17 protein-coding genes and 3 tRNA genes are annotated in these 17,778 nt (G+C 63.1%); 8 read left to right on the top strand and 12 right to left on the bottom strand.

Annotated elements, in window-relative coordinates:
- Nucleotides 1–350: 350 nt before the first annotated feature.
- The 7 genes from aspT to LQK81_RS20830 all read right to left on the bottom strand — a co-directional run bounded on the left by aspT (nucleotide 351) and on the right by LQK81_RS20830 (nucleotide 9,091).
- Nucleotides 351–2,042: an aspartate-alanine antiporter gene (gene aspT / locus LQK81_RS20800; RefSeq protein ID WP_230808302.1), complete on the bottom strand. Its 1,692-nt coding sequence runs from the start codon at nucleotides 2,040–2,042 to the stop codon at nucleotides 351–353.
- A 54-nt stretch (nucleotides 2,043–2,096) separates the two neighbouring features.
- Complete coding sequence (locus LQK81_RS20805) at nucleotides 2,097–3,722, bottom strand: bifunctional aspartate transaminase/aspartate 4-decarboxylase (protein WP_230808303.1); 1,626 nt, start codon at nucleotides 3,720–3,722, stop codon at nucleotides 2,097–2,099.
- A 358-nt stretch (nucleotides 3,723–4,080) separates the two neighbouring features.
- Nucleotides 4,081–5,127 (bottom strand): porin, encoded by a 1,047-nt coding sequence (locus LQK81_RS20810; protein ID WP_230808304.1) that lies wholly within the window; start codon nucleotides 5,125–5,127, stop codon nucleotides 4,081–4,083.
- Between the two features lie 539 nt (nucleotides 5,128–5,666).
- Entirely contained in the window at nucleotides 5,667–7,085 is a 1,419-nt protein-coding gene (gene chrA, locus LQK81_RS20815; RefSeq protein ID WP_230808387.1) for a chromate efflux transporter, read from the bottom strand.
- A gap of 29 nt (nucleotides 7,086–7,114) precedes the next feature.
- Nucleotides 7,115–7,555: a YqaA family protein gene (locus LQK81_RS20820; RefSeq protein WP_230808305.1), complete on the bottom strand. Its 441-nt coding sequence runs from the start codon at nucleotides 7,553–7,555 to the stop codon at nucleotides 7,115–7,117.
- Between the two features lie 42 nt (nucleotides 7,556–7,597).
- On the bottom strand, nucleotides 7,598–8,806 hold the full coding sequence (locus LQK81_RS20825; RefSeq protein WP_230808306.1) for a nickel/cobalt efflux transporter: 1,209 nt from the start codon (nucleotides 8,804–8,806) through the stop codon (nucleotides 7,598–7,600).
- A gap of 9 nt (nucleotides 8,807–8,815) precedes the next feature.
- On the bottom strand, nucleotides 8,816–9,091 hold the full coding sequence (locus tag LQK81_RS20830) for a metal-sensing transcriptional repressor (protein ID WP_230808307.1): 276 nt from the start codon (nucleotides 9,089–9,091) through the stop codon (nucleotides 8,816–8,818).
- Between the two features lie 169 nt (nucleotides 9,092–9,260).
- On the opposite strand from LQK81_RS20830, the gene LQK81_RS20835 reads away from it, so the two are divergent.
- The gene (locus LQK81_RS20835; RefSeq protein ID WP_230808308.1) at nucleotides 9,261–9,473 is read left to right on the top strand and encodes a hypothetical protein; all 213 of its coding nucleotides are present in this window, start codon (nucleotides 9,261–9,263) and stop codon (nucleotides 9,471–9,473) included.
- A 24-nt stretch (nucleotides 9,474–9,497) separates the two neighbouring features.
- Here LQK81_RS20835 and LQK81_RS20840 read toward each other — a convergent pair whose 3' ends face one another.
- The 4 genes from LQK81_RS20840 to LQK81_RS20855 form a co-directional block, all read right to left on the bottom strand.
- Nucleotides 9,498–10,637, bottom strand: a complete 1,140-nt coding sequence (locus tag LQK81_RS20840; RefSeq protein ID WP_230808309.1) for an alginate lyase family protein — start codon at nucleotides 10,635–10,637, stop codon at nucleotides 9,498–9,500.
- Nucleotides 10,638–10,699: 62 nt separating this feature from the next.
- The gene (locus tag LQK81_RS20845) at nucleotides 10,700–10,960 is read right to left on the bottom strand and encodes a hypothetical protein (protein ID WP_230808310.1); all 261 of its coding nucleotides are present in this window, start codon (nucleotides 10,958–10,960) and stop codon (nucleotides 10,700–10,702) included.
- A gap of 83 nt (nucleotides 10,961–11,043) precedes the next feature.
- Nucleotides 11,044–11,544, bottom strand: a complete 501-nt coding sequence (locus LQK81_RS20850) for a DUF192 domain-containing protein (protein WP_230808311.1) — start codon at nucleotides 11,542–11,544, stop codon at nucleotides 11,044–11,046.
- On the bottom strand, nucleotides 11,544–12,122 hold the full coding sequence (locus LQK81_RS20855; protein WP_183808218.1) for a cold-shock protein: 579 nt from the start codon (nucleotides 12,120–12,122) through the stop codon (nucleotides 11,544–11,546). Before LQK81_RS20855 ends, LQK81_RS20850 begins: the two co-directional genes overlap by 1 nt.
- Nucleotides 12,123–12,315: 193 nt before the next feature.
- On the opposite strand from LQK81_RS20855, the gene LQK81_RS20860 reads away from it, so the two are divergent.
- From LQK81_RS20860 to LQK81_RS20885, 6 genes are all read left to right on the top strand, one after another.
- Nucleotides 12,316–12,756 carry a VOC family protein gene (locus LQK81_RS20860; protein WP_230808312.1) on the top strand — a complete coding sequence of 147 codons (441 nt, stop codon included), beginning with the start codon at nucleotides 12,316–12,318 and terminating at the stop codon, nucleotides 12,754–12,756.
- A 420-nt stretch (nucleotides 12,757–13,176) separates the two neighbouring features.
- A complete protein-coding gene (locus tag LQK81_RS20865; protein ID WP_230808313.1) occupies nucleotides 13,177–14,451 on the top strand; it encodes a YcbK family protein in 1,275 nt (424 codons plus the stop codon).
- Nucleotides 14,452–14,653: 202 nt separating this feature from the next.
- Nucleotides 14,654–14,728, top strand: a tRNA-Glu gene (locus LQK81_RS20870).
- Nucleotides 14,729–14,873: 145 nt separating this feature from the next.
- A tRNA-Glu gene (locus LQK81_RS20875) sits at nucleotides 14,874–14,948 on the top strand.
- Between the two features lie 182 nt (nucleotides 14,949–15,130).
- Nucleotides 15,131–15,205: transfer RNA gene (locus LQK81_RS20880), tRNA-Glu, on the top strand.
- A 47-nt stretch (nucleotides 15,206–15,252) separates the two neighbouring features.
- Nucleotides 15,253–15,981, top strand: a complete 729-nt coding sequence (locus LQK81_RS20885; RefSeq protein ID WP_230808314.1) for an alpha/beta fold hydrolase — start codon at nucleotides 15,253–15,255, stop codon at nucleotides 15,979–15,981.
- 7 nt (nucleotides 15,982–15,988) lie between these two features.
- On the opposite strand, the gene LQK81_RS20890 is transcribed toward LQK81_RS20885, so the two are convergent.
- Entirely contained in the window at nucleotides 15,989–16,474 is a 486-nt protein-coding gene (locus LQK81_RS20890; RefSeq protein WP_230808315.1) for an L-2-amino-thiazoline-4-carboxylic acid hydrolase, read from the bottom strand.
- A 373-nt stretch (nucleotides 16,475–16,847) separates the two neighbouring features.
- Here LQK81_RS20890 and LQK81_RS20895 point away from each other — a divergent pair, with 373 nt between their 5' ends.
- The gene (locus tag LQK81_RS20895) at nucleotides 16,848–17,687 is read left to right on the top strand and encodes a hypothetical protein (RefSeq protein ID WP_230808316.1); all 840 of its coding nucleotides are present in this window, start codon (nucleotides 16,848–16,850) and stop codon (nucleotides 17,685–17,687) included.
- The last annotated feature ends 91 nt before the right edge of the window (nucleotides 17,688–17,778 follow it).

The raw sequence follows: 17,778 nt of genomic DNA on the forward strand, positions 1-17,778 counted from the left end.
AGGTTGAAAATGACTCTGCAGCATTTGGAGACTTGGCCCCGGCATTGCCCCCTGCGCAGCTTCAAAGACAATCCACTGCGGCCGGGGCCAGGCGCTGGGTCATCATCATTACAAGTACCATGCCCCAGATTGTCAGCAGCGTATTGCCGACCGCATAGGTGACGGTATAGCCAAGCCGTGGGATCTGGCTCGGGCACGATCGTTGATCATGCCAAGTTCACGAACGTCGACCTCTTCCGCCGTCTGGACTGTTAGGCTCACCGGCATCACGCCGCATGCAATTGCGGAATGGTGAAGGACCGGCAACGAAGAGGCATCTTGCCCTTAGTGCGCCGGCTCCGAAGTGCGGGTCAGGCAAGCAACATGACGACGACCATCCCCCAGATCGTCAGTAGCGTGTTGCCGATGGCATAAGTTACCGTATACCCGAGTGCCGGCACCTGGCTCTTTGCAGCGTCCGTGATCATGCCGAGCGCCGCCGTCGTGGTCCGGGCACCGGCGCAGGCGCCGAACAGGATCGCCGGGTCGAACTTGAACAGGTACTTTCCAGTGTACATCGCAAGGATCAGCGGAAGCGTGGTCGCAAGGACGCCCCAGAGGAACAGACTTATTCCAAGCTCCTTCAGCCCTGCCACGAAGCCCGGACCGGCACTGATGCCCACCACGGCGATGAAGACATTGAGGCCCACCGAATTCATGAACCAGACCGTCGATGACGGAATGCGCCCGAAGGTCGGGTGTACCGAGCGCAGCCAGCCGAACACGAGGCCGGAGATCAGCGCCCCGCCGGCAGTGGAAAGTGTCAGCGGCACACCGCCGATCGTCAGGACCAGCGAGCCGATGATCGCGCCGAGCGTGATCGCAGCGCCGATGAAGGCGACGTCCGCCACGTCGGTGGCGCGGTCGAGGTAGCCGATGCCTTTCGTGGCGGCAGCAATGTCCTGCGGGCGGCCGACAAGTGTCAGGATGTCGCCACGATGGATTTTTGTGTCCGACAGGATGGGGATAACCGTCGCGGTGGCGCCGCGCACGATCTTGCGCAGAAAGACGCCGCGAACGCTTGGCGACTTGGAAAGCTCGGCCAGCGTCCTGCCGTCGATCTCTTTGCTGGTAACGTAGACGTCCACACCCTCGGCCGGGACGTTCTGCAGTTCTGGGTCGTTCACTTCCTCGGCCGCGTGGCCGAGCACCTCGACCAGCACCTCGCGCGGACCTGCGACGGCGACGACGTCACCGGCCTTGAGTATCGTATCGGCGGACGCCTCCTCGATGCGACCGTCGCGGCGGATGCGCTCGACGAAGACGCGCGCATCCGGGACCATCGCCTCCGCCTGTTGGGCGGACATGCCCACGACGCGGCCCTCCGGTTTGATGCGGTAGGCCCTTAGTTCGAAGCGGTGCCAGGCGGAACCCGCGCCACCGAGTTCCTTGGCGGCGCTGTGTCGGGTTTCATAATCCTTGCAGGCTGCTGCGAGGTCGATTCCAAGCAACCTTGGGCCGATGAGCGCTAGGATGACCGCCGATCCGGCTGTGCCGAAAATATACGTCACCGCGTAAGCGATCGGCATCGCATTGAGCATCGTGTTGGCCTGGTCCGCCGGTAGCCCGAGGCGATTGATGGCGTCCGTGGCAAGTCCCATCGACGCGGAGATCGTCTGCGAACCAGCATAAAGGCCCGCGGCAGAGCCGACGTCGTAGCCGGCGAACATTGCCAGGCTCACCGGGATCGCCAAGCAGTAGATGCAGACGAGCACGGAGAAGGCGGCCTGGGGCAACCCATCCGAGGCGATGCCGCGCACAAATTGCGGCCCGACCCCATAACCAACTGCGAAAAGGAACATCAGGAAGAAGATCGATTTGACGTTCGGCGAGACGGTGATGCCGAGTTGCCCGATGATCACGGCTGCGAGCAGGGTCGAGGTGACGGCACCAAGTCCCAACCCCTTATAGGTGAACTTGCCCACGAAATAGCCGATCGCCAGAGACAGGAAAATGGCGATCTCGGGATATTTTTGAAGCGTTCCGGCGAACCATTCCAACATGCAAAGTTCTCCTGCTGCAGGGGGAACATTCAAGAGGCACGAAGGCAGTCCAGATTATGGTTGGGCCAGTTCGCCCTTCGCGGCGCGGTATGCCTGAAGATAACCGCGCGCCACCGCACGGATCGCCCGCCCGATCGAATCGTAGGCCTCGTCCGGCAAGTTGGCGAACGACACCCGGACCGACCAGTTCGGTGCGTCGAAACCCGAGCCGTTGAGCACCACGATGCCGTGGTCCTCGGCAAGCTTGAAGGCGATGTCGAGTGGGTGCACGTTCTCCTTCACCCAGTCCGTCACCTCCTCGCCCACATATTTGCGTGCCCAGTATTCGTAGTCGATGATGCCGTAGTAGCGATCGAAATAGGGCCTGGCCTTGAACTCGATCCCCATGCCGTTCATCAGCTTCTCGAACCGCCGCTGGCAGATGGCCATGCAGGCCTTCTGATAGACCTTGTCCTGGTCCATCATCTCGACAAGGCCGAACAATGACATCATCACCTGCTGCGGCAGCGACAGGCCGGCCGTATGGTTCAGTGCGACGTCGCGGCTGTCGGCGACAATGCGGTCGATGAACTTGAGATCGCGCGGGTGCGGTGTCATTGCCTTGTAACGGCCATCGAACAGCTTTTGCGTCGCCTCCGGCATCGCGCGTATCTTCTTGTCGAAAATGTTGTCTTGGGCGACAGCGACGACGCCGAGACGCCAGCCGGTGCACCCAAAGTACTTGGAATAGGAATAGACCCCGATCGTGTTGTGCGGCAGATGGCCCATGACCGATTCGAAATTCGGCACGAAAGTGCCGTAGACGTCATCCGTCAGGATCATCAGGTCCGGCCGTTTCGACTTCACGAACTTGACCAGCCGGTCCATGCTCTCCGGGTCGATTGCCACGGCCGACGGATTGCCAGGGTTGACGATGAAGAGAGCCTTGACGCTCTTGTCCTCCAGCGGCTTGAGGTCTTCGTCGGTGATCTGAAAGCGATCCTCGGCCTCCACCGATACAGTGATCTGTTTCAGCGCGTAGTCTTCAAGGTGCGGCATCTCCAGGTAGGGCGTGAAGATCGGCGTGACCAGAGCGATGGTGTCGCCGGAATTGAGCAGTCGGGCGTTCTTCAATGCCTTGAAGATGTAGCACATCGCCGCCGTGCCGCCTTCGACCGGGTAGAGGTCGAATTTGTCGTTCGGGCGGTGGCCCGCGCACATGGCCCACATGAGATACTCGTGCGTGATCGCTTCATTGTGCACGAGCGCGCGGTCCGGCACGGGGTAATGGTCGCCGATGATCGAGTCCGTCAGTTCGTTGACGAATTTGTCGGGATCGAAGGAGAACTTGGCAATGGCGAAGTCGACCGCGGCATCGAGCGTCTCGGCGCCGGGCGTGTCCGGATCGCCCTTCCGCCGGTCGACCCATCCTTTCAGGCGTTTGTAGCAGCCATCGGCGGGCGGCATTCCAGCAAGGCCGGCTTCCTCGTCAAACATGACGCGCTTGGACTCGGTCAAGGCAAACTGGCCGAGAAGAAAGAAGGCTTCGCGCGCCTTGGTCGCGATCCAGTTGGGATTTCCGCGCCCTGCATTGAGATACGCCCGTCCTGACTTGTCGGCCTGGGCCAGTCGGATGAGTTCGTCTTTGATCTCGAAAGGACTGAGGTCTACAAATTTTGCATAGATACCCGCATTAGTCATCATCATTCCTCCCCAAATCTCATGCCTGGCGGCAATCGACGCTGAAATGTGGACTTTACGCTCGGTCGAGGCATCGTACGTCGTGCTCGACTAAAAAGACAGATACATTCTTTGGTGGAGTGGGCTATTCGGCTTTATACTAAAAGTTCTCAAGCATGGCACGCCGTAGTTGATTCTCAAACTGGCACAATCTAGCACTGTCTGTGCGGTGGAGGTTACGCAAGGTGTTCCATCGTTCTCCTGTTCAAAAGCACCTGAGGGCACGCCGCCTGCGCGGAAGTGACCAGGAATGACCTGGAAGATAGGATTGACGGCTCGAATCTACGGCGGCAATTGCGTGGATAAAACCGTGTGGCATTCAGAAGTTCCTCTGGAACCTCACGACGCCACCCCAGTTCTTCGCCTCGGGCCCGTCTTTTTCATCCATGTCGTTTCTGTAATTGAGCTCAGGCGTGACGGTAAAGCCGGGCACCACCGTGTACGCAATGTTGAGTGCCCCTTCGGCATCGCCACCCTCGTCGAAGTTGGCCGAGATGTTGATGGCTGCCTTCTCAGTCAGTTCATAGGTTCCGCCAACCCATAGCGCCCAGTCACCATCCCAGTTGGTATAGACGTTGCGCTCGTCACCATCGGTGTTCCACCCGCCCATGGCGAAGACCGAAATCGGTCCAAACGTACCGTCCAGGCGGAGCTTCAACGCGCCCGATTCGGTTTGGTCGACATACGCCCCGACGAAACGGGCCTCGAAGGCATCGGCCTTGTAGCCGACCGCGCCAACCATATCCGGCATATAGTTGTCGTCGCCATCTGTGGTCGGTTCGTCGTCGCTGTCGTCTTCCACCGATGCAGCAACGGACCAGCCCGCGCCACTCTTGTAGGTATAGCGGATCTGGTTGCGGCCGAAATCGCCATAGTCGACATCGTACCAGTCGTTGATCGTGTTTCCGGCATCACCCATGAATTCCGTATAGAGCGTATCGGAGAAGCCGAGCCGGAAGCCTGCTAGCTCGATATACATGTTCTCCATGTTGATGCTGGGGCTGGTGTTGTCGTCTCGATTGATCTCCGCTTCCGAATAGGTCTTCAGCGCACCGTACTCCGTGTCAGCGGCCGTACTGATACGCAAAGTGAAGCGGGTGCGGGTAAACCAGGAATCACCGCCGCCGCCGGGGTAGGTGTTCTGTGGATTGACGTCACCACCCTCGACGTCGAGGCGGAGATAGCCGCCGAGCTTGAGACAGGTCTCCGTGCCGGGAATGTAGAAGTAGCCGTCGCCGAAGGCGTCACAGACGCGCACATATTCCATCGGCTCGGGCTCGGCGGCAATGATCGCATCGGCAGCTTGCGCGCCGGAAACTGCTGCCAGTGCCGCGCCCGTCCCCAAAAGCAAACGCTTCAATTCCATGGCTGCTTCTCCTCCCGGCACCCGTCGTCGACCATATTCCGCTTATGATTAAGCACAAGCTCGGAATCGATTTTGACGAACGCGCGTCCGTCCGAAACAATTGCAGAGATGTAGGATGGTCACTAAAGACCTCCCACAGTCATCCGATTCGTGCCGCTACCTTGCCGGCCCTGGCAAGCCGCTGATAATACGGGAAATGGGGTGCGGCCATCCCTGTTTTCCGCGCTACAAGCTACCTCGGCAGTCCTTCGCATGTCCGCTTTCGAGACTTCGCGAGGGTGGATTCTATGGCCGAGATGAAGGCGCAAAGCTGCCGCACGCTCCATCGCTGCGGCACCACAAACGTGAGATCCGAAAGCGGAAATAATTGCCGCTCGCCCGTCGTGTTGACTGATGCCCAAAGCCAGGGCACAAATGTGGCATCCATGGTCGCTCGCGGCAGGAGAATATAGGGAAATCAAGGTATTTTTTCTAAGCCATTGAAATAATGTGAGAATCCAGGTTCCCCAGCCAATCCCCCGCTAAATCCGGCCTTCTCCCTACCCTCGCCCCGCCCCCGCGACGTGCCAGGCCATGCCGGCGAGCGCGCAGCAGGCGATGGTGGCGATGACCGGGAGCTTGAAGCGGAAGATGGCGAGGGCTGCGGCGGCGCTGAGGGCGAGCGAGGGGAGCGAAAGGGTGGACCAGACGGGCAGTTCCAGCCATAGCGGGCCGAGCCGCAGAATGTCCGTTCCGGCGAACAGGAAATGCAGGCCGAACCAGAGCGCGAGATTGACGATCACGCCGACGACGGCCGCGGTGATCGCCGACATCGCGCCCGCGAGTGCGGCATTGCCCCGCAGCCTTTCGATGAACGGGGCGCCAAGGAAGATCCACAGGAAGCACGGCAGGAAGGTGACCCAAGTGGCCAGCACGGCCGCCAGCGTCGCTGCGGTCATCGGATCGAGGCTGCCGGGATTGCGGTAGGCGCCCATGAAGCCGACGAATTGCAGGACCATGATCAGCGGTCCCGGCGTCGTCTCGGCCATGCCGAGGCCGTCGATCATCTCGGTCGGCTTCAGCCAGCCATAGTGCTGGACCGCCTCTTGGGCGACATAGGAGAGCGCCGCATAGGCGCCGCCGAAGGTGACAACGGCCATCCTGCTGAAGAACAGGCCGATCTGCGTGAACACGTCGTCGCTGCCGAAAAGGACATAGAGAAGCGCCACGGGGCCGAGCCACAGGAAAAGCAGCACGGCGCTTATCCGCAGCGACCATCGAAGGTTCGGCCTGGCGTGGTCCGGCGTGCCCTCCCCCAGCACCGAATCGTCATCGGAAAGGCCCGCGCCAGCGCCCGCCCTGTCGCCGGCGCCGGGCTTGAAGAGAGTCGCGCCGGACCGCGAGCCGACAAAGCCGGCAATGGCCGCGGCAATGATGATCAGCGGAAAGGAGATGCGGAAGAAGAAGATCGCGACGAAGGCCACCGCAGCGATCGCGATCATGGCGGGGCTGCGCAGCGCGCGGCTGCCGATGCGGATCGCGGCCTGGACGACGACCGCGAGCACGGCCGCCTTGAGGCCGAAGAACATGCCTTCGACCACGCCGACGTTCCCAAAGGCGACGTACAGGTAGCTGAGGGCGAGGATGGCGAAGAAGCCCGGCAGCACGAACAGCACACCGGCGACGAAGCCGCCCGCGGTCCTGTGCAGCAGCCAGCCGATATAGACGGCAAGCTGTTGCGCCTCCGGCCCGGGCAGCAGCATGCAATAGTTCAGCGCATGCAGGAAACGGCGTTCGCCGATCCACTTCTTCTCGTCGACGACGATCCTGTGCATCAGGGCGATCTGCCCGGCGGGCCCACCGAAACTCAGCGCCGCCACGCGGAGCCAGACATGGAAAGCCTCGCGAAAGGAGATGCCATGCGCCATTCCACCGTCCTTCTCGCCACGACGCGCGCCGCGGGCGACGGCAGCAGACATCTTCATCGAATCATTCCCCTCCACCACCGTCAGCTCCAGGCACCGGTCGCCAGCGCAAGCACAGCATAGCGACCGACCTTGGCGACCGATACCAGCACCAGGAAGGTCGCCAGCGGCACCCTGAGGATGCCGGCTGCGACCGTGATCGGATCGCCGATGACCGGCAGCCAGCTCGCCAGCAGCGACCACTTGCCATACCGCCCGTACCAGCGCCCGGCCGCATCGAGGCTTTTGGCGGAAACGGGAAACCAGCGCCTGGTCCGAAAGCGGGCTATACCGCGCCCGAGTGACCAATTGACGACGGAACCGAGGATGTTTCCGACGCTTGCAACGGTGACGAGCGCGACGACGGGATAGTCCCCGGTCAGGATCAGGACGACGAGCGCGGTCTCCGATTGCGCCGGAAGGACGGTCGCGGCCAGGAAGGCTGCCAGAAAGAGGCCGAGATAGGCGCCGACTGCTGCGGTCATGTCACCGCACCCGACGCGGAGGGAAAGGACCTTCGGCGCGCTTCATCCCGGCTCCGTCGCCGCCGCCGTTTCCGCCTGCGCCGACAGGCCCTGCAGGCCGTGGAAGCCGACATAGAGCCCGACCAGCACGATCAGAAGGCCGGAGACATAGGGCGCCCTGCGGGCGAGCGTGCCGAACCAGCTCCAGCGCGTCGTCGCATGGCGGACGCTGAGGGCGGCCAGCGCCCCGACCGTCACGAGCGTGATGGCAAGGCCGATCGAGAAGCAGAGGACGAGGGCGAAGCCGAGGGTGAACTCGCGCAGTTGCAGGCAGAGAAGCAGGACCGTGATCGCGGCCGGGCATGGAATGAGGCCGCCGGTCAATCCGAACAGAACGATCTGCCAGGTCGTCACCTTGCGATCGGAAAACCTGCGGCGGATGTCGTTCGCATGGGCGCGCTCGTGCGCATCCTGGTAGCCATCCGCGTCGACGTCCGGCCCCTGATCGTGGTCGTGGTCCTCGACGAAGGAGACGTCGTAGTCGTGGCTGTGATTGCCATGCCCCAGCGAGAGGCGGGCTATGAAGGCGTGCGGCTCGGCGATCTCCGTCGTCGATTGCAGGCAGGCGCCGCTGTCGGCGAACTGGAAATCCTGCCGCGTCCCGTCCGGCCGCTCGATGGTGACGGTGACGTCAACTGCGCGCCAGGCATGACCGCCAAGGGTTCGCAGCCGGAAGACCGGAGGCACGCCGTCCTCGAAGATGGCGAGTTCCACGACGCCGTGCCCGGTATCGATCCGCCGGGTGTCGCCCTGGGCCGCAGGGTCCGGCCGGTCATGATCGTGGCCGTGCGCCCCGTGATGGTGGTGGGCGTGGTCATGGTGGTGATGATGGTCGTGCGCCATGCCGGCGGCCGATTTCGCCTGCCTCTGGTCCTGCCATGTCCGCCACAGCATCCAGAGCGCGATCGCGATGATGATCGCTCCGGATACAAGCTGGAAGTAGGGTTCGAAGACCTCGGCATCGACGTCCCGCCACAGGTACATGCCGGCAAAGGCTATGCCCCAGACGACGGCCGTGTGCGAGACCGTGGCGGCAAGGCCGAGGAGCACCGCCTGCGCCACGGTTCCCCGGACAGCAACGATGAAGGCGGCCATCATCGTCTTCGAATGGCCGGGCTCAAGGCCGTGCAGCGCGCCCAGCAACACGGCGCTCGGAATGAACAGCCAGGCGTGCGCCGACCCCTGTCGGATCAACTCGGCGAAATCGGGCATTGTCTGACCTCAGAGATATTTGGTGATAGCCTTGAACTCGTCGATGGACCGGCGCTGATCGCGCGCCAGCGATCCGACAGCGTCCTCCAGGCAATGATCGAGATGATCCTGGATCAGCGTCCGCTTGGCGTTGGCGATCGCCTTTTCGACGGCATGGAGCTGCTGCGCCAGATCGAGGCAGGGCTTGCCGTCCTCGATCATGGCGATCACGCTCTTCAGGTGCCCCTCGGCGCGGCGCAGCCGCTTGACGATCTCGGGATGGGTGTCGTGCTTGTGTTCCGTCATGTCTATTTCCTATCCCCCCGGATAGGATGTTGCAAGAGGCGCATGCGCGGTTTCTCGCCGACGTCAACGATCGGCGGCGACCGCCCGTCATCGTGGTGGCGAAAGGCGCGTTCCGGCACTATCATCGCCTTTGCCGTTTCCCTCTCGTCGCACCGAAAGGACAATGGTCATGGAACAGGCGACTGCAGTTGAACTGGCCCGGGAATACATGCGGCTCGGCGGCCACAGGCTGTCGAAGATTGACGACGACCACGTCGCCACGCGGACGTGGGAGCACGATACGCCCGAGGCCGAAGCCTACTGGAACGAGAACATCGAGCCGCTCGACGAACGCCACAAGCGCGAGGTGATCACGCTCCTGCCCTCGATCAACCAGGTCTAGTTCAGACGGCGAACGCGCCCGAAATCACGGGCCTGCCGATTGCGAACCGTCGTCGCCGTGGGTGAACTCCGTGCCTTCCGGGAAGAGCCCAGACATGCGCTGCTGGACGCGATCCATGGCGCCGTTCAACTTCTTGGCCTGCACCTTGTTGTCGTTGGCATAGAGGCGCTTTGCCATCGGCGCATAGCCGTCGAGCAGCCTGCCGGTGCGGCAATCGCGGGCCTCGGAGCCATCGGTCAGGGCGCGCGACATGTATTCGATGCCTTCCATCAGGATCGGCTGGATGTCGCCCTTGTGCCTCATCGACAGCAGCGTGCTCCGGCCCGACTGGTTCATCTCGATCTGGGCGGCCTGGGTCAGCCCGATCAGCGAATATTGCGGATGGACGCAGTCCCTGTCGCGCAGCTCCTTCACTTCGCCATCGTCGGCGACAATCTCCGGCAACTGTCGCTGCGCCTCCCTGAGACCGGCCCTGTACAGCCGCTCGTCGTTGTTGAAGACCCCGAGCGTCATGTCCGCCAGCGCTCCAGAGACGCCCTGGTTGTCCGAGCGGTTGCGCCGCATCTCCTGGCGCTGTTCGTGCAGCCGCCCCAGGAACGCGCGGAACTTGCGGACGTCCTTGTCCTTCCACTCCGGCCCTGGCGCACCGTAGGGATGCTTGTAGTAGAGGATGATCTCGGCGGCATTTGCCCAGATCGGGATCGCCCAGGCCGCCTCCAGCGGGATCTGCCCGGGCCCGGTCTTGGTGCCCTTTTCGCGGGTCAGGGCCACGAACTTGTCCGCCCAGGCGTTCATGATCTCGATCGATTTCGCGCGGTAGCGGTTGTCGCCCGTCTTCACCCAGCGCAGGGCGGTGAAATAGGCAGCCGCCATGTCGTTGCGGAAGCGCTTCTCCGATTCGTTGCTGGTTCGCGCCACCACGACGACATAGTCCATCGGCCTCGGCTGGTAGTCGGCCGAAAACCGCCTGTCCTTGTCGAGAGACGCATAGTAGGCCTGCCGCCGATCCGACGAGCGGGCATCCTTCTCCAGCCGCGACAATACGTTCAGCCGTCCGGCGGAATTGATCAGGCCCGGATGCTTGAATTCGGCGGCCAGGGCATTGGCTGCAAGCAGAATGGCTGCCGCCAGCGTGAGGGCCGCGTGGGGAATGCGAAGGTTCATCTGTGTGTCCGCTCTTTTCTGCCGCCTGATTGGAAAATGCCGGTCGAAACGCCGATAGTGCGTCAACGGCCCCGGGCCGGTTCGCCGCCCGGCGCATAATAGGTCTTCTGCTGGAAGGCGAACACGTTGCCGCAGCGGCAGCGCACCATGTGCCTCGCCGGATCGCTGGAGGCGCGCTCGGTGGAAAAGCCCACCGGCATCTCGTCGATCCTGAAACCCGGGGTCTTGCGCCGCGGGTCGTCGTCCTCGGAGACCTCCGCGAAGCCCGTGCGCCCGCATTTGGAGCATTCCAGCTTCCTCGAATATCGATCCCGTGCCGCCATGTCCGCTTCCACCGTCCGTTCCTGCGGGGCCTGCTTACACGGATTCGGCGCCGGCCCCAATCCGCTCCTGCCCGCCGTCGCGCTCAGCGCTGCCCGCCGCCCCCCGATATCACCGGACTTTCGACGCGGTCACCGGTGCGGATGCCGAGCTTGCGCGCTGTGCCGCCGTTGAGTTCGAGGACATAGGCCACCGGCACGCGCGAATCGATGATCGCCTCGGAATGCGGTTCGGCGTTTTCGCGGATGGTGCGGATCGCGCCGCCCTCGTCGATGAAGAGCATATCCAGCGGCAGGTAGGTGTTCTTCATCCACATCAGCACCTGGCGGGTCTCGCCGAAGGAGAAGAGCATGCCGCGGTCGGCCGCCATGGTGCGGCGGTTCATCAGCCCCTGCGCGCGCTGGCGGGGCGTCAGCGCCAGTTCGACCGTGAACGCGTGGCGGGCGCCGCCCTGCGTGACGATCGAAAGCTGCCCCTCCTGGAAGGTCTCTTCCGCCAGTGCCGGCGCCAGGCCGGCAAGCAACAAAAAAAGCGCCACGAGGGCGCTATGGACGCGGCGAAGCGCCGGGCGGACGGCCGTGGCCATCAGTGCGCCCGGTTGCCCGGCATCGGGTTGTCCGGATGGATCTCGGCCGCCATCAGGCCCTTCTCGCCGTCGCCGAAGCGGACGAGCACGACCTGGCCCGGGCGAAGCTCCGTCAGGCCGAAGCGGCGCAGCGTCTCCATGTGGATGAAGATGTCCTCGGTCCCCTCCCCGCGGGTCAGGAAGCCGAAGCCCTTCGTGCGGTTGAACCACTTGACCAGCACCCGTTCCAGCCCGCTCGTCGCGGTGACCTGCACATGCGTCTTGACCGGCGGCATCTGCGAGGGATGCACCGCGGTCGACTGGTCCATGGAAAGAATGCGGAAGGCCTGGAAACCGCGGTCGCGGCGCTGGATCAGGGCCACCACGCGGGTGCCTTCCAGCACCGTCTGGTAGCCGTCCCGGCGCAGGCAGGTGACGTGTACCAGCACGTCCTGCATGCCGTTGTCCGGCACGATGAACCCGAACCCCTTGGCGACGTCGAACCATTTGATAACGCCGGTGATCTCGATCAGGTCGACCGCCTCGCCACCCTGGTCATCACGCTCCGTGATTTCCTTCGTAGACATCCTGTCCGCCATGATCTGCCCAGCCCCTCGATTACGCGTCACATTACGGTTAACTGATTCTTGCCAATCAGAATAACATCGTCCCATTGCGGTAGGGCAAGCCTTCACGAAAAGTTTTGCCCGTAACCCTCCATAGACCACGAGGCTTGCCTCTGGCTGACAATCTCCTATCTTCCCGCCCATTCGTTCACTGAGGATTTGAGGCATGCGCTACCTACACACCATGGTCCGGGTCACCAACATCGAGCAGTCGCTCCGCTTCTATCGGGACCTGATGGGTTTCGTCGAAACCCGCAGGATGGAGAACGACAAGGGGCGCTTCACCCTGATCTTCCTCGCAGCCCCCGAGGACGTCGCCTCGGCAAAAGCGAGCGCCGCCCCCTGTATCGAACTGACCTACAACTGGGATCCGGAGACCTATTCAGGCGGGCGCAATTTCGGCCACCTCGCCTACGAGGTCGACGATATCTACGGCTTCTGCCAGAAGCTGATGGACAACGGTGTGACGATCAACCGGCCGCCCCGCGACGGCCACATGGCCTTCGTGCGCTCGCCCGACGGCATCTCGTTCGAGATCCTGCAGAAGGGCGAACGCCTGCCGCCGGCCGAACCCTGGGCCTCCATGGCGAACACCGGCAGCTGGTAAGCCTCGCACAACGCTTGCCCTTTAGCACTCGTTATCGATCGCAGGCGCCTGCCTTCCGGTCGTCGCCCCGGGTCAACGGCCCGGGCACGGCCGACTGCAACGCCTGCGCGCAATTTCACCACGGTTTCGCCGTCTTTTGCCCGGAATATGCCGCGGCTGTCGGCGGGTGGATGATTCCTGAGGGAGGAGAGCCCCGGCGCCGCCCCGATGGCTCATTCCGGTGGAATTTCGAGCAAGCGGCCCGCATTGCCATGCGGGCCTGCGGGGGAGCCACGACGGGCCATTCCTTCCCGAGGAGCTTCCCGGATGCGGACAAGCACGGCCGATCCCTTTCGGCCGGCGCAAAAATGCAGGGATCCGAACCTCATGACGACGTGCGGAATGGGTAGACATGCGACAAGGTTGCGGAACGGGCTGCTGATGGCCGTCTCCGCACTGGTCCTGAACGGCTGCGTATCGGCATCAGGCGACCTGCAATCCGAGGACGACGCCGCCCTTTCGCAGGCGACCCCGGGCCAGCAGGAGCAGGCGCAGGCCGGCGAAGACGGAGCCGTGGACGGCTACCGCGACCCGATGGTCAATGCCGGCCGGGGTTCTGTCGCGGGCGAAGGTCCGTCGGCGCGCTCCGCGACCGGGAGCGATCCGTCCGAGCCGTCGAGCTTTGCCGATGCGGTCATGCAGCCCGCCCAGGTGAATGCCAACCAGACCAGTATCTTCGCCTCCGCCGCCCCGGCGGTCTCGTCCGGCGATACGCCCGCGGGCGCCGATCCGGACCCGTCCGGCCGCGCGATCACCAATCTCTATCAGGCCAATCCAGGCGCCATTCCCGCCGGCGGCGCCACCACGGGCTCGATTCCGGGCTCACCGGCCGCCCCCGGCACACCTCCTGCCTTCGACGAGGAAGCGTCCGTCGTTCCCGACCACGTTCCCGTTCCGACCAGCGTCCGCTCGGCCCTGGTGGCCGAGGGCGAAGGCAACGATGCCCAGCGCGCGCTGGCGGCGACGGTGACCGATGACATTCCTGCCACGGAGACGGCAGCCGGCACCGCTGACGACGGCAAGCCGGCCGATGGTTCCGAACCGCGGCTGACGCTCGCCGCATTGTTTGCGGCCAAGCGCAAAACACCCAACGCCGATCCGACCGGCAAACCGGCACCGGCGCGGCAGGCGCGGCTTCTCACCCGCGAGACCGCGGCCGCCCGCCAGACGGCCGCGCTGGTGCCCACCGCCCTGCCCGGCGTCCTGTCGACCGCAGCTCCTGTCGACCATTCCGAGCTCGAGGAGGACGGCCCAGACGAGGACGACAACGGCGTGACAGAGATCGCCTCGCTTGCGGGGCTGGCCCGCCTGTCACCGAACGGGCTTTGGCTGCAGACGGAAAAGGTCAATACCGGCTGCTTCAAGCCGGAACTGCTGGCTGTCCTGAAATCGGTCGAGCAGCACTACGGCAAGCCGGTCATCGTCACCTCCGGCGTCCGCGCGATGAAGCGCAACCGGGCAAAGCAGTCGCTCCACACCCGCTGCGAGGCCGCCGACATCCAGATCGCCGGCGTCAGCCGGTGGGAACTCGCCGAATACCTGCGCAGCAGGCCGGGTCGCGGCGGCGTCGGCACCTACTGCCACACCGAATCCGTCCATATCGACATCGGCCCGGAACGCGACTGGAACTGGAAATGTCGCAGCCGGCGCAAGTAGCCGTCCTCCTTCGCCGAGGACCACCGACGGGCGCTTTTGGGCGCCGCGACCGGACCAGGCTAACAAGAACTGTCCGCAACGCATTGATTGCAAGAGGATTTTCGGTCGGGGCGATTCGCCGGGGACAGATGACGTTTTTTTGACATCCCGCCCGTTTGGCGCTTGCGCAACCGCAAGGCGCCCACTATAAACCGCCCCGCACGCGCCCTTCGTCTATCGGTTAGGACGTCAGATTTTCATTCTGAAAAGAGGGGTTCGACTCCCCTAGGGCGTGCCACCTCCTTCCGTCCGTCCACGCCAACGGCAGCGCTGTCCCGCAAGGCCGCATTTCCACGACCGCACAGGCCTTGTGAATTATTTGCCGGAGCGCGCATTTTTCGCCTTGCGCAAACCGGGGCGCCTGAGTAGAAGTCGCCCCGCACGCGCCCTTCGTCTATCGGTTAGGACGTCAGATTTTCATTCTGAAAAGAGGGGTTCGACTCCCCTAGGGCGTGCCACTTCCCTTCTCCGCGTTCTTTTTTCTTATACTCCGGCCGGCTCGGCTGCGATCTGTTCCGCCGTGCGCGAATCTCCGAGAGGCGCTTCGGGCCCAGTGCGAGAATCCCCGGAAATTTGCGCCGAATCATCATTTTAGGGCTTGCGCGGCACGGGGGTGCTGGCTAGAAGACGGCCACCGCACGCGCCCTTCGTCTATCGGTTAGGACGTCAGATTTTCATTCTGAAAAGAGGGGTTCGACTCCCCTAGGGCGTGCCACTTCCCTGACAGAACCAGCGACAATCCATCCTGGCAAGACACGTCAAATGGCAATGCTCCTGATTCCGGGCTTCATGCTCGATGCCGATCTATGGCGCGACGTGGAGCCGGCATTGGCCGAATTCGGCCCCATACGCCACGCCGATCTCTCGCAGGATGGCACGGTGGACGATATGGCCCGCCGCGCATTGGCCGAGGCACCGGAGAAATTTGCCCTCACCGGTTTTTCGATGGGCGGCTACGTCGCACGACAGATTGCGCGGCAAGCGCCTGAACGGGTGACTGCCCTCATTCTCATCGCCACCTCCGCGCGGGGCGACAGCGATGTTCAGGTCCAGCGAAAGGCTGCCATTGCCGCGCAGGACGGCAGCGCAGTGTTCAAGGGCCTCAGCACGTCGGCCGTTGCGTCCTCCCTGCATCCGGACAATGTCACGCGGATGGACCTCATTGGGCGTATCCAGGCGATGGGCCAACGGCTCGGGGCCGAGGTGTTCCGTCGCCAGTCCCTTCTCGACCGACGGGACGAACGCGGCGACCTGCACTCGATCCGGTGTCCGGCACTCGTCATTGCCGGAGAGAAGGACAGGCTCAGGTCGAGAGCCGAAGCCATCGAGCTTCACCACGGGCTGGCCGGCTCGTCACTTAAGATTGTCGAGAACACCGGGCACATGATCCCCCTCGAGGCCCCGGATGCCTTGGCGCAGGTCATGGGCGATTGGCTTCGTCCCCAGCAGCGCGCATCGCAGGGCGCGATCGCAGGTAAGGCGCCCAGATAGGGAAACGTCACCCCGCCTTCCGGTACCGATAGCGGAAGGTGCAGCAGGGCGCGCCGGCCATGATCGTCTGCTTGCGCTCCAGTTCGATGTTCGGATCGTAGCCCTGGCAGAAGGTGCCGTCGCGATTGCACGACATCAGGTGGCCAATCTCCGCCAGCCCCATCTCCCGGTAGGTCTCGGCATAGCGACATCGGGTGACGTTGAAGTCGTAGGTCTCCTCGGTCGCCTCCAGAACCTCGACCTCGAGCGCGGAATCGGCAGTCCACAGATCATAGAGCTTGATGAAGCTCGCCATCGAGGTCACCCCGCCCGGCTCGCGCGCCGCAAACGCCTTGCCCTCGGCAATCGCGGCCTTGCGCACCGCACTGTCGATGATAGCGTCGGCCGTTTCCCGGCCCAGCACCGCCATCATCTCCGCATGGATCGGCCCGATCACCTGCGCCTGCAGGCGGCGCTTCACCAGAACCGGAATGTCCAGCGTATCCTTGGTCATGCGAAAATCCCCCGGTACCTCTGCCGCTCGCCATCCAACTAGGACGGGCGGCAGCTCTGCAATGCATGCATATAATATCACGGCATCGGTCGCGTTATGCCGGAGAAAATCGAAGGACTACAACGACAGCCATGTTTGCGTGTCCGTTCGCAGTTCTTGGGCGCATGACGTCGTCGCGGAAGACGACGTCCATGACCCGATGCGGCCTTGTTCACGACGCCCCAACGAGCACGTCCGGCGCAGGCGGACTGGGCCGCGGGGAGCTTTGCAGAGCAAGGGATAACGTACCGTGGGGCGCGATTGACGCCTACGGCCGTTGTGATATGAGCGCGGGACGCAGACGCCGCGCCGGCAGGGTTGGAGAAGCAACAAAATGCAATTGGATTCGCGCAAGAAGGTCGATGGCGTCGTGAAAAGCCAGCCAACCGTAATCCCGACCTATCAGAGCATCGATGAACTGCTGCAGGCAGGCTTCGGCACATGCGGCCATTACTTCTTCCAGAACAACGAACGGAAGAGATACATCCTGGTCTTCTTCAACGGAGCGATGAACGGCAGGCACCATTCGGAAACGCCCCTGTTCAACCGTTGGTCATGGGCCAAGAAGTGCCGGTTTCCCGTCGTCTGCGTCAGCGATCCTGCGGTCGCGCCTTCGACCGGCCTGCATATCGACTGGTATCTCGGGCGCAAGGACGATTGGACGCTGGAGAAAATCTGGGCGCAGTTGCACCATATCCGGTCGGTGATCGCGCCAGAGGCCGAGTTCATCGTCATGGGCTCGTCCGGAGGCGGCTTCGCCGCTCTGCAGTCCACCATGATGGGCCACGCCAAGGAATGTTACTGCATCAATCCGCAGGTCGAACTGTGGCGCTTCCAGAACCAGCCCCGCTATTTCGCGTCGCTCAGCAAATACAACGGCGACGATTCCGGCCAGATCCCGCCGGAACACCTGCACCGCTTCTCCGTGATCGAGGCAGGCAAGAGCGGCGCCCACCGCGGGTCGAATATCTTCTACGCGCGGAACAATGCGGACGTGTCCCATGTCCGCGACCATTACCTGCCGTTCATGGCAGAGTTTTCCGCCAAGCCTCACAATCGCACCAGGAAGATCCACCATATCTCCTTCAGGGACGCCACCCTGAAGCACAAACCGCCGAGCTACGAACAGACGCTCAAGATTTTCGGTCAGCCGTTTCAGCGGCTCATGAAGTAATCCGCCGCACAGTCCAGGGCAATCGCTTGAAGGCGCATGGAATCTCCTCCGTTCTCAGCCGATCGCCCTGGCGTTCGGCGTGATGGGACTT

The organism is Rhizobium sp. GN54 (assembly GCF_021026345.1).
Lineage (GTDB): Bacteria > Pseudomonadota > Alphaproteobacteria > Rhizobiales > Rhizobiaceae > Mycoplana.

What these genes read in the sequence shown, in the direction of transcription:
- LQK81_RS20890 (WP_230808315.1), bottom strand. Translation starts at nt 16,474, where the DNA reads ATGACCAAGGATACGCTGGACATTCCGGTTCTGGTGAAGCGCCGCCTG.
- chrA (WP_230808387.1), bottom strand. Translation starts at nt 7,085, where the DNA reads ATGTCTGCTGCCGTCGCCCGCGGCGCGCGTCGTGGCGAGAAGGACGGT.
- LQK81_RS20835 (WP_230808308.1), top strand. Translation starts at nt 9,261, where the DNA reads ATGGAACAGGCGACTGCAGTTGAACTGGCCCGGGAATACATGCGGCTC.
- LQK81_RS20840 (WP_230808309.1), bottom strand. Translation starts at nt 10,637, where the DNA reads ATGAACCTTCGCATTCCCCACGCGGCCCTCACGCTGGCGGCAGCCATT.
- LQK81_RS20860 (WP_230808312.1), top strand. Translation starts at nt 12,316, where the DNA reads ATGCGCTACCTACACACCATGGTCCGGGTCACCAACATCGAGCAGTCG.
- LQK81_RS20830 (WP_230808307.1), bottom strand. Translation starts at nt 9,091, where the DNA reads ATGACGGAACACAAGCACGACACCCATCCCGAGATCGTCAAGCGGCTG.
- LQK81_RS20895 (WP_230808316.1), top strand. Translation starts at nt 16,848, where the DNA reads ATGCAATTGGATTCGCGCAAGAAGGTCGATGGCGTCGTGAAAAGCCAG.
- LQK81_RS20810 (WP_230808304.1), bottom strand. Translation starts at nt 5,127, where the DNA reads ATGGAATTGAAGCGTTTGCTTTTGGGGACGGGCGCGGCACTGGCAGCA.
- aspT (WP_230808302.1), bottom strand. Translation starts at nt 2,042, where the DNA reads ATGTTGGAATGGTTCGCCGGAACGCTTCAAAAATATCCCGAGATCGCC.
- LQK81_RS20825 (WP_230808306.1), bottom strand. Translation starts at nt 8,806, where the DNA reads ATGCCCGATTTCGCCGAGTTGATCCGACAGGGGTCGGCGCACGCCTGG.
- LQK81_RS20820 (WP_230808305.1), bottom strand. Translation starts at nt 7,555, where the DNA reads ATGACCGCAGCAGTCGGCGCCTATCTCGGCCTCTTTCTGGCAGCCTTC.
- LQK81_RS20885 (WP_230808314.1), top strand. Translation starts at nt 15,253, where the DNA reads ATGGCAATGCTCCTGATTCCGGGCTTCATGCTCGATGCCGATCTATGG.
- LQK81_RS20850 (WP_230808311.1), bottom strand. Translation starts at nt 11,544, where the DNA reads ATGGCCACGGCCGTCCGCCCGGCGCTTCGCCGCGTCCATAGCGCCCTC.
- LQK81_RS20865 (WP_230808313.1), top strand. Translation starts at nt 13,177, where the DNA reads ATGGCCGTCTCCGCACTGGTCCTGAACGGCTGCGTATCGGCATCAGGC.
- LQK81_RS20855 (WP_183808218.1), bottom strand. Translation starts at nt 12,122, where the DNA reads ATGGCGGACAGGATGTCTACGAAGGAAATCACGGAGCGTGATGACCAG.
- LQK81_RS20845 (WP_230808310.1), bottom strand. Translation starts at nt 10,960, where the DNA reads ATGGCGGCACGGGATCGATATTCGAGGAAGCTGGAATGCTCCAAATGC.
- LQK81_RS20805 (WP_230808303.1), bottom strand. Translation starts at nt 3,722, where the DNA reads ATGACTAATGCGGGTATCTATGCAAAATTTGTAGACCTCAGTCCTTTC.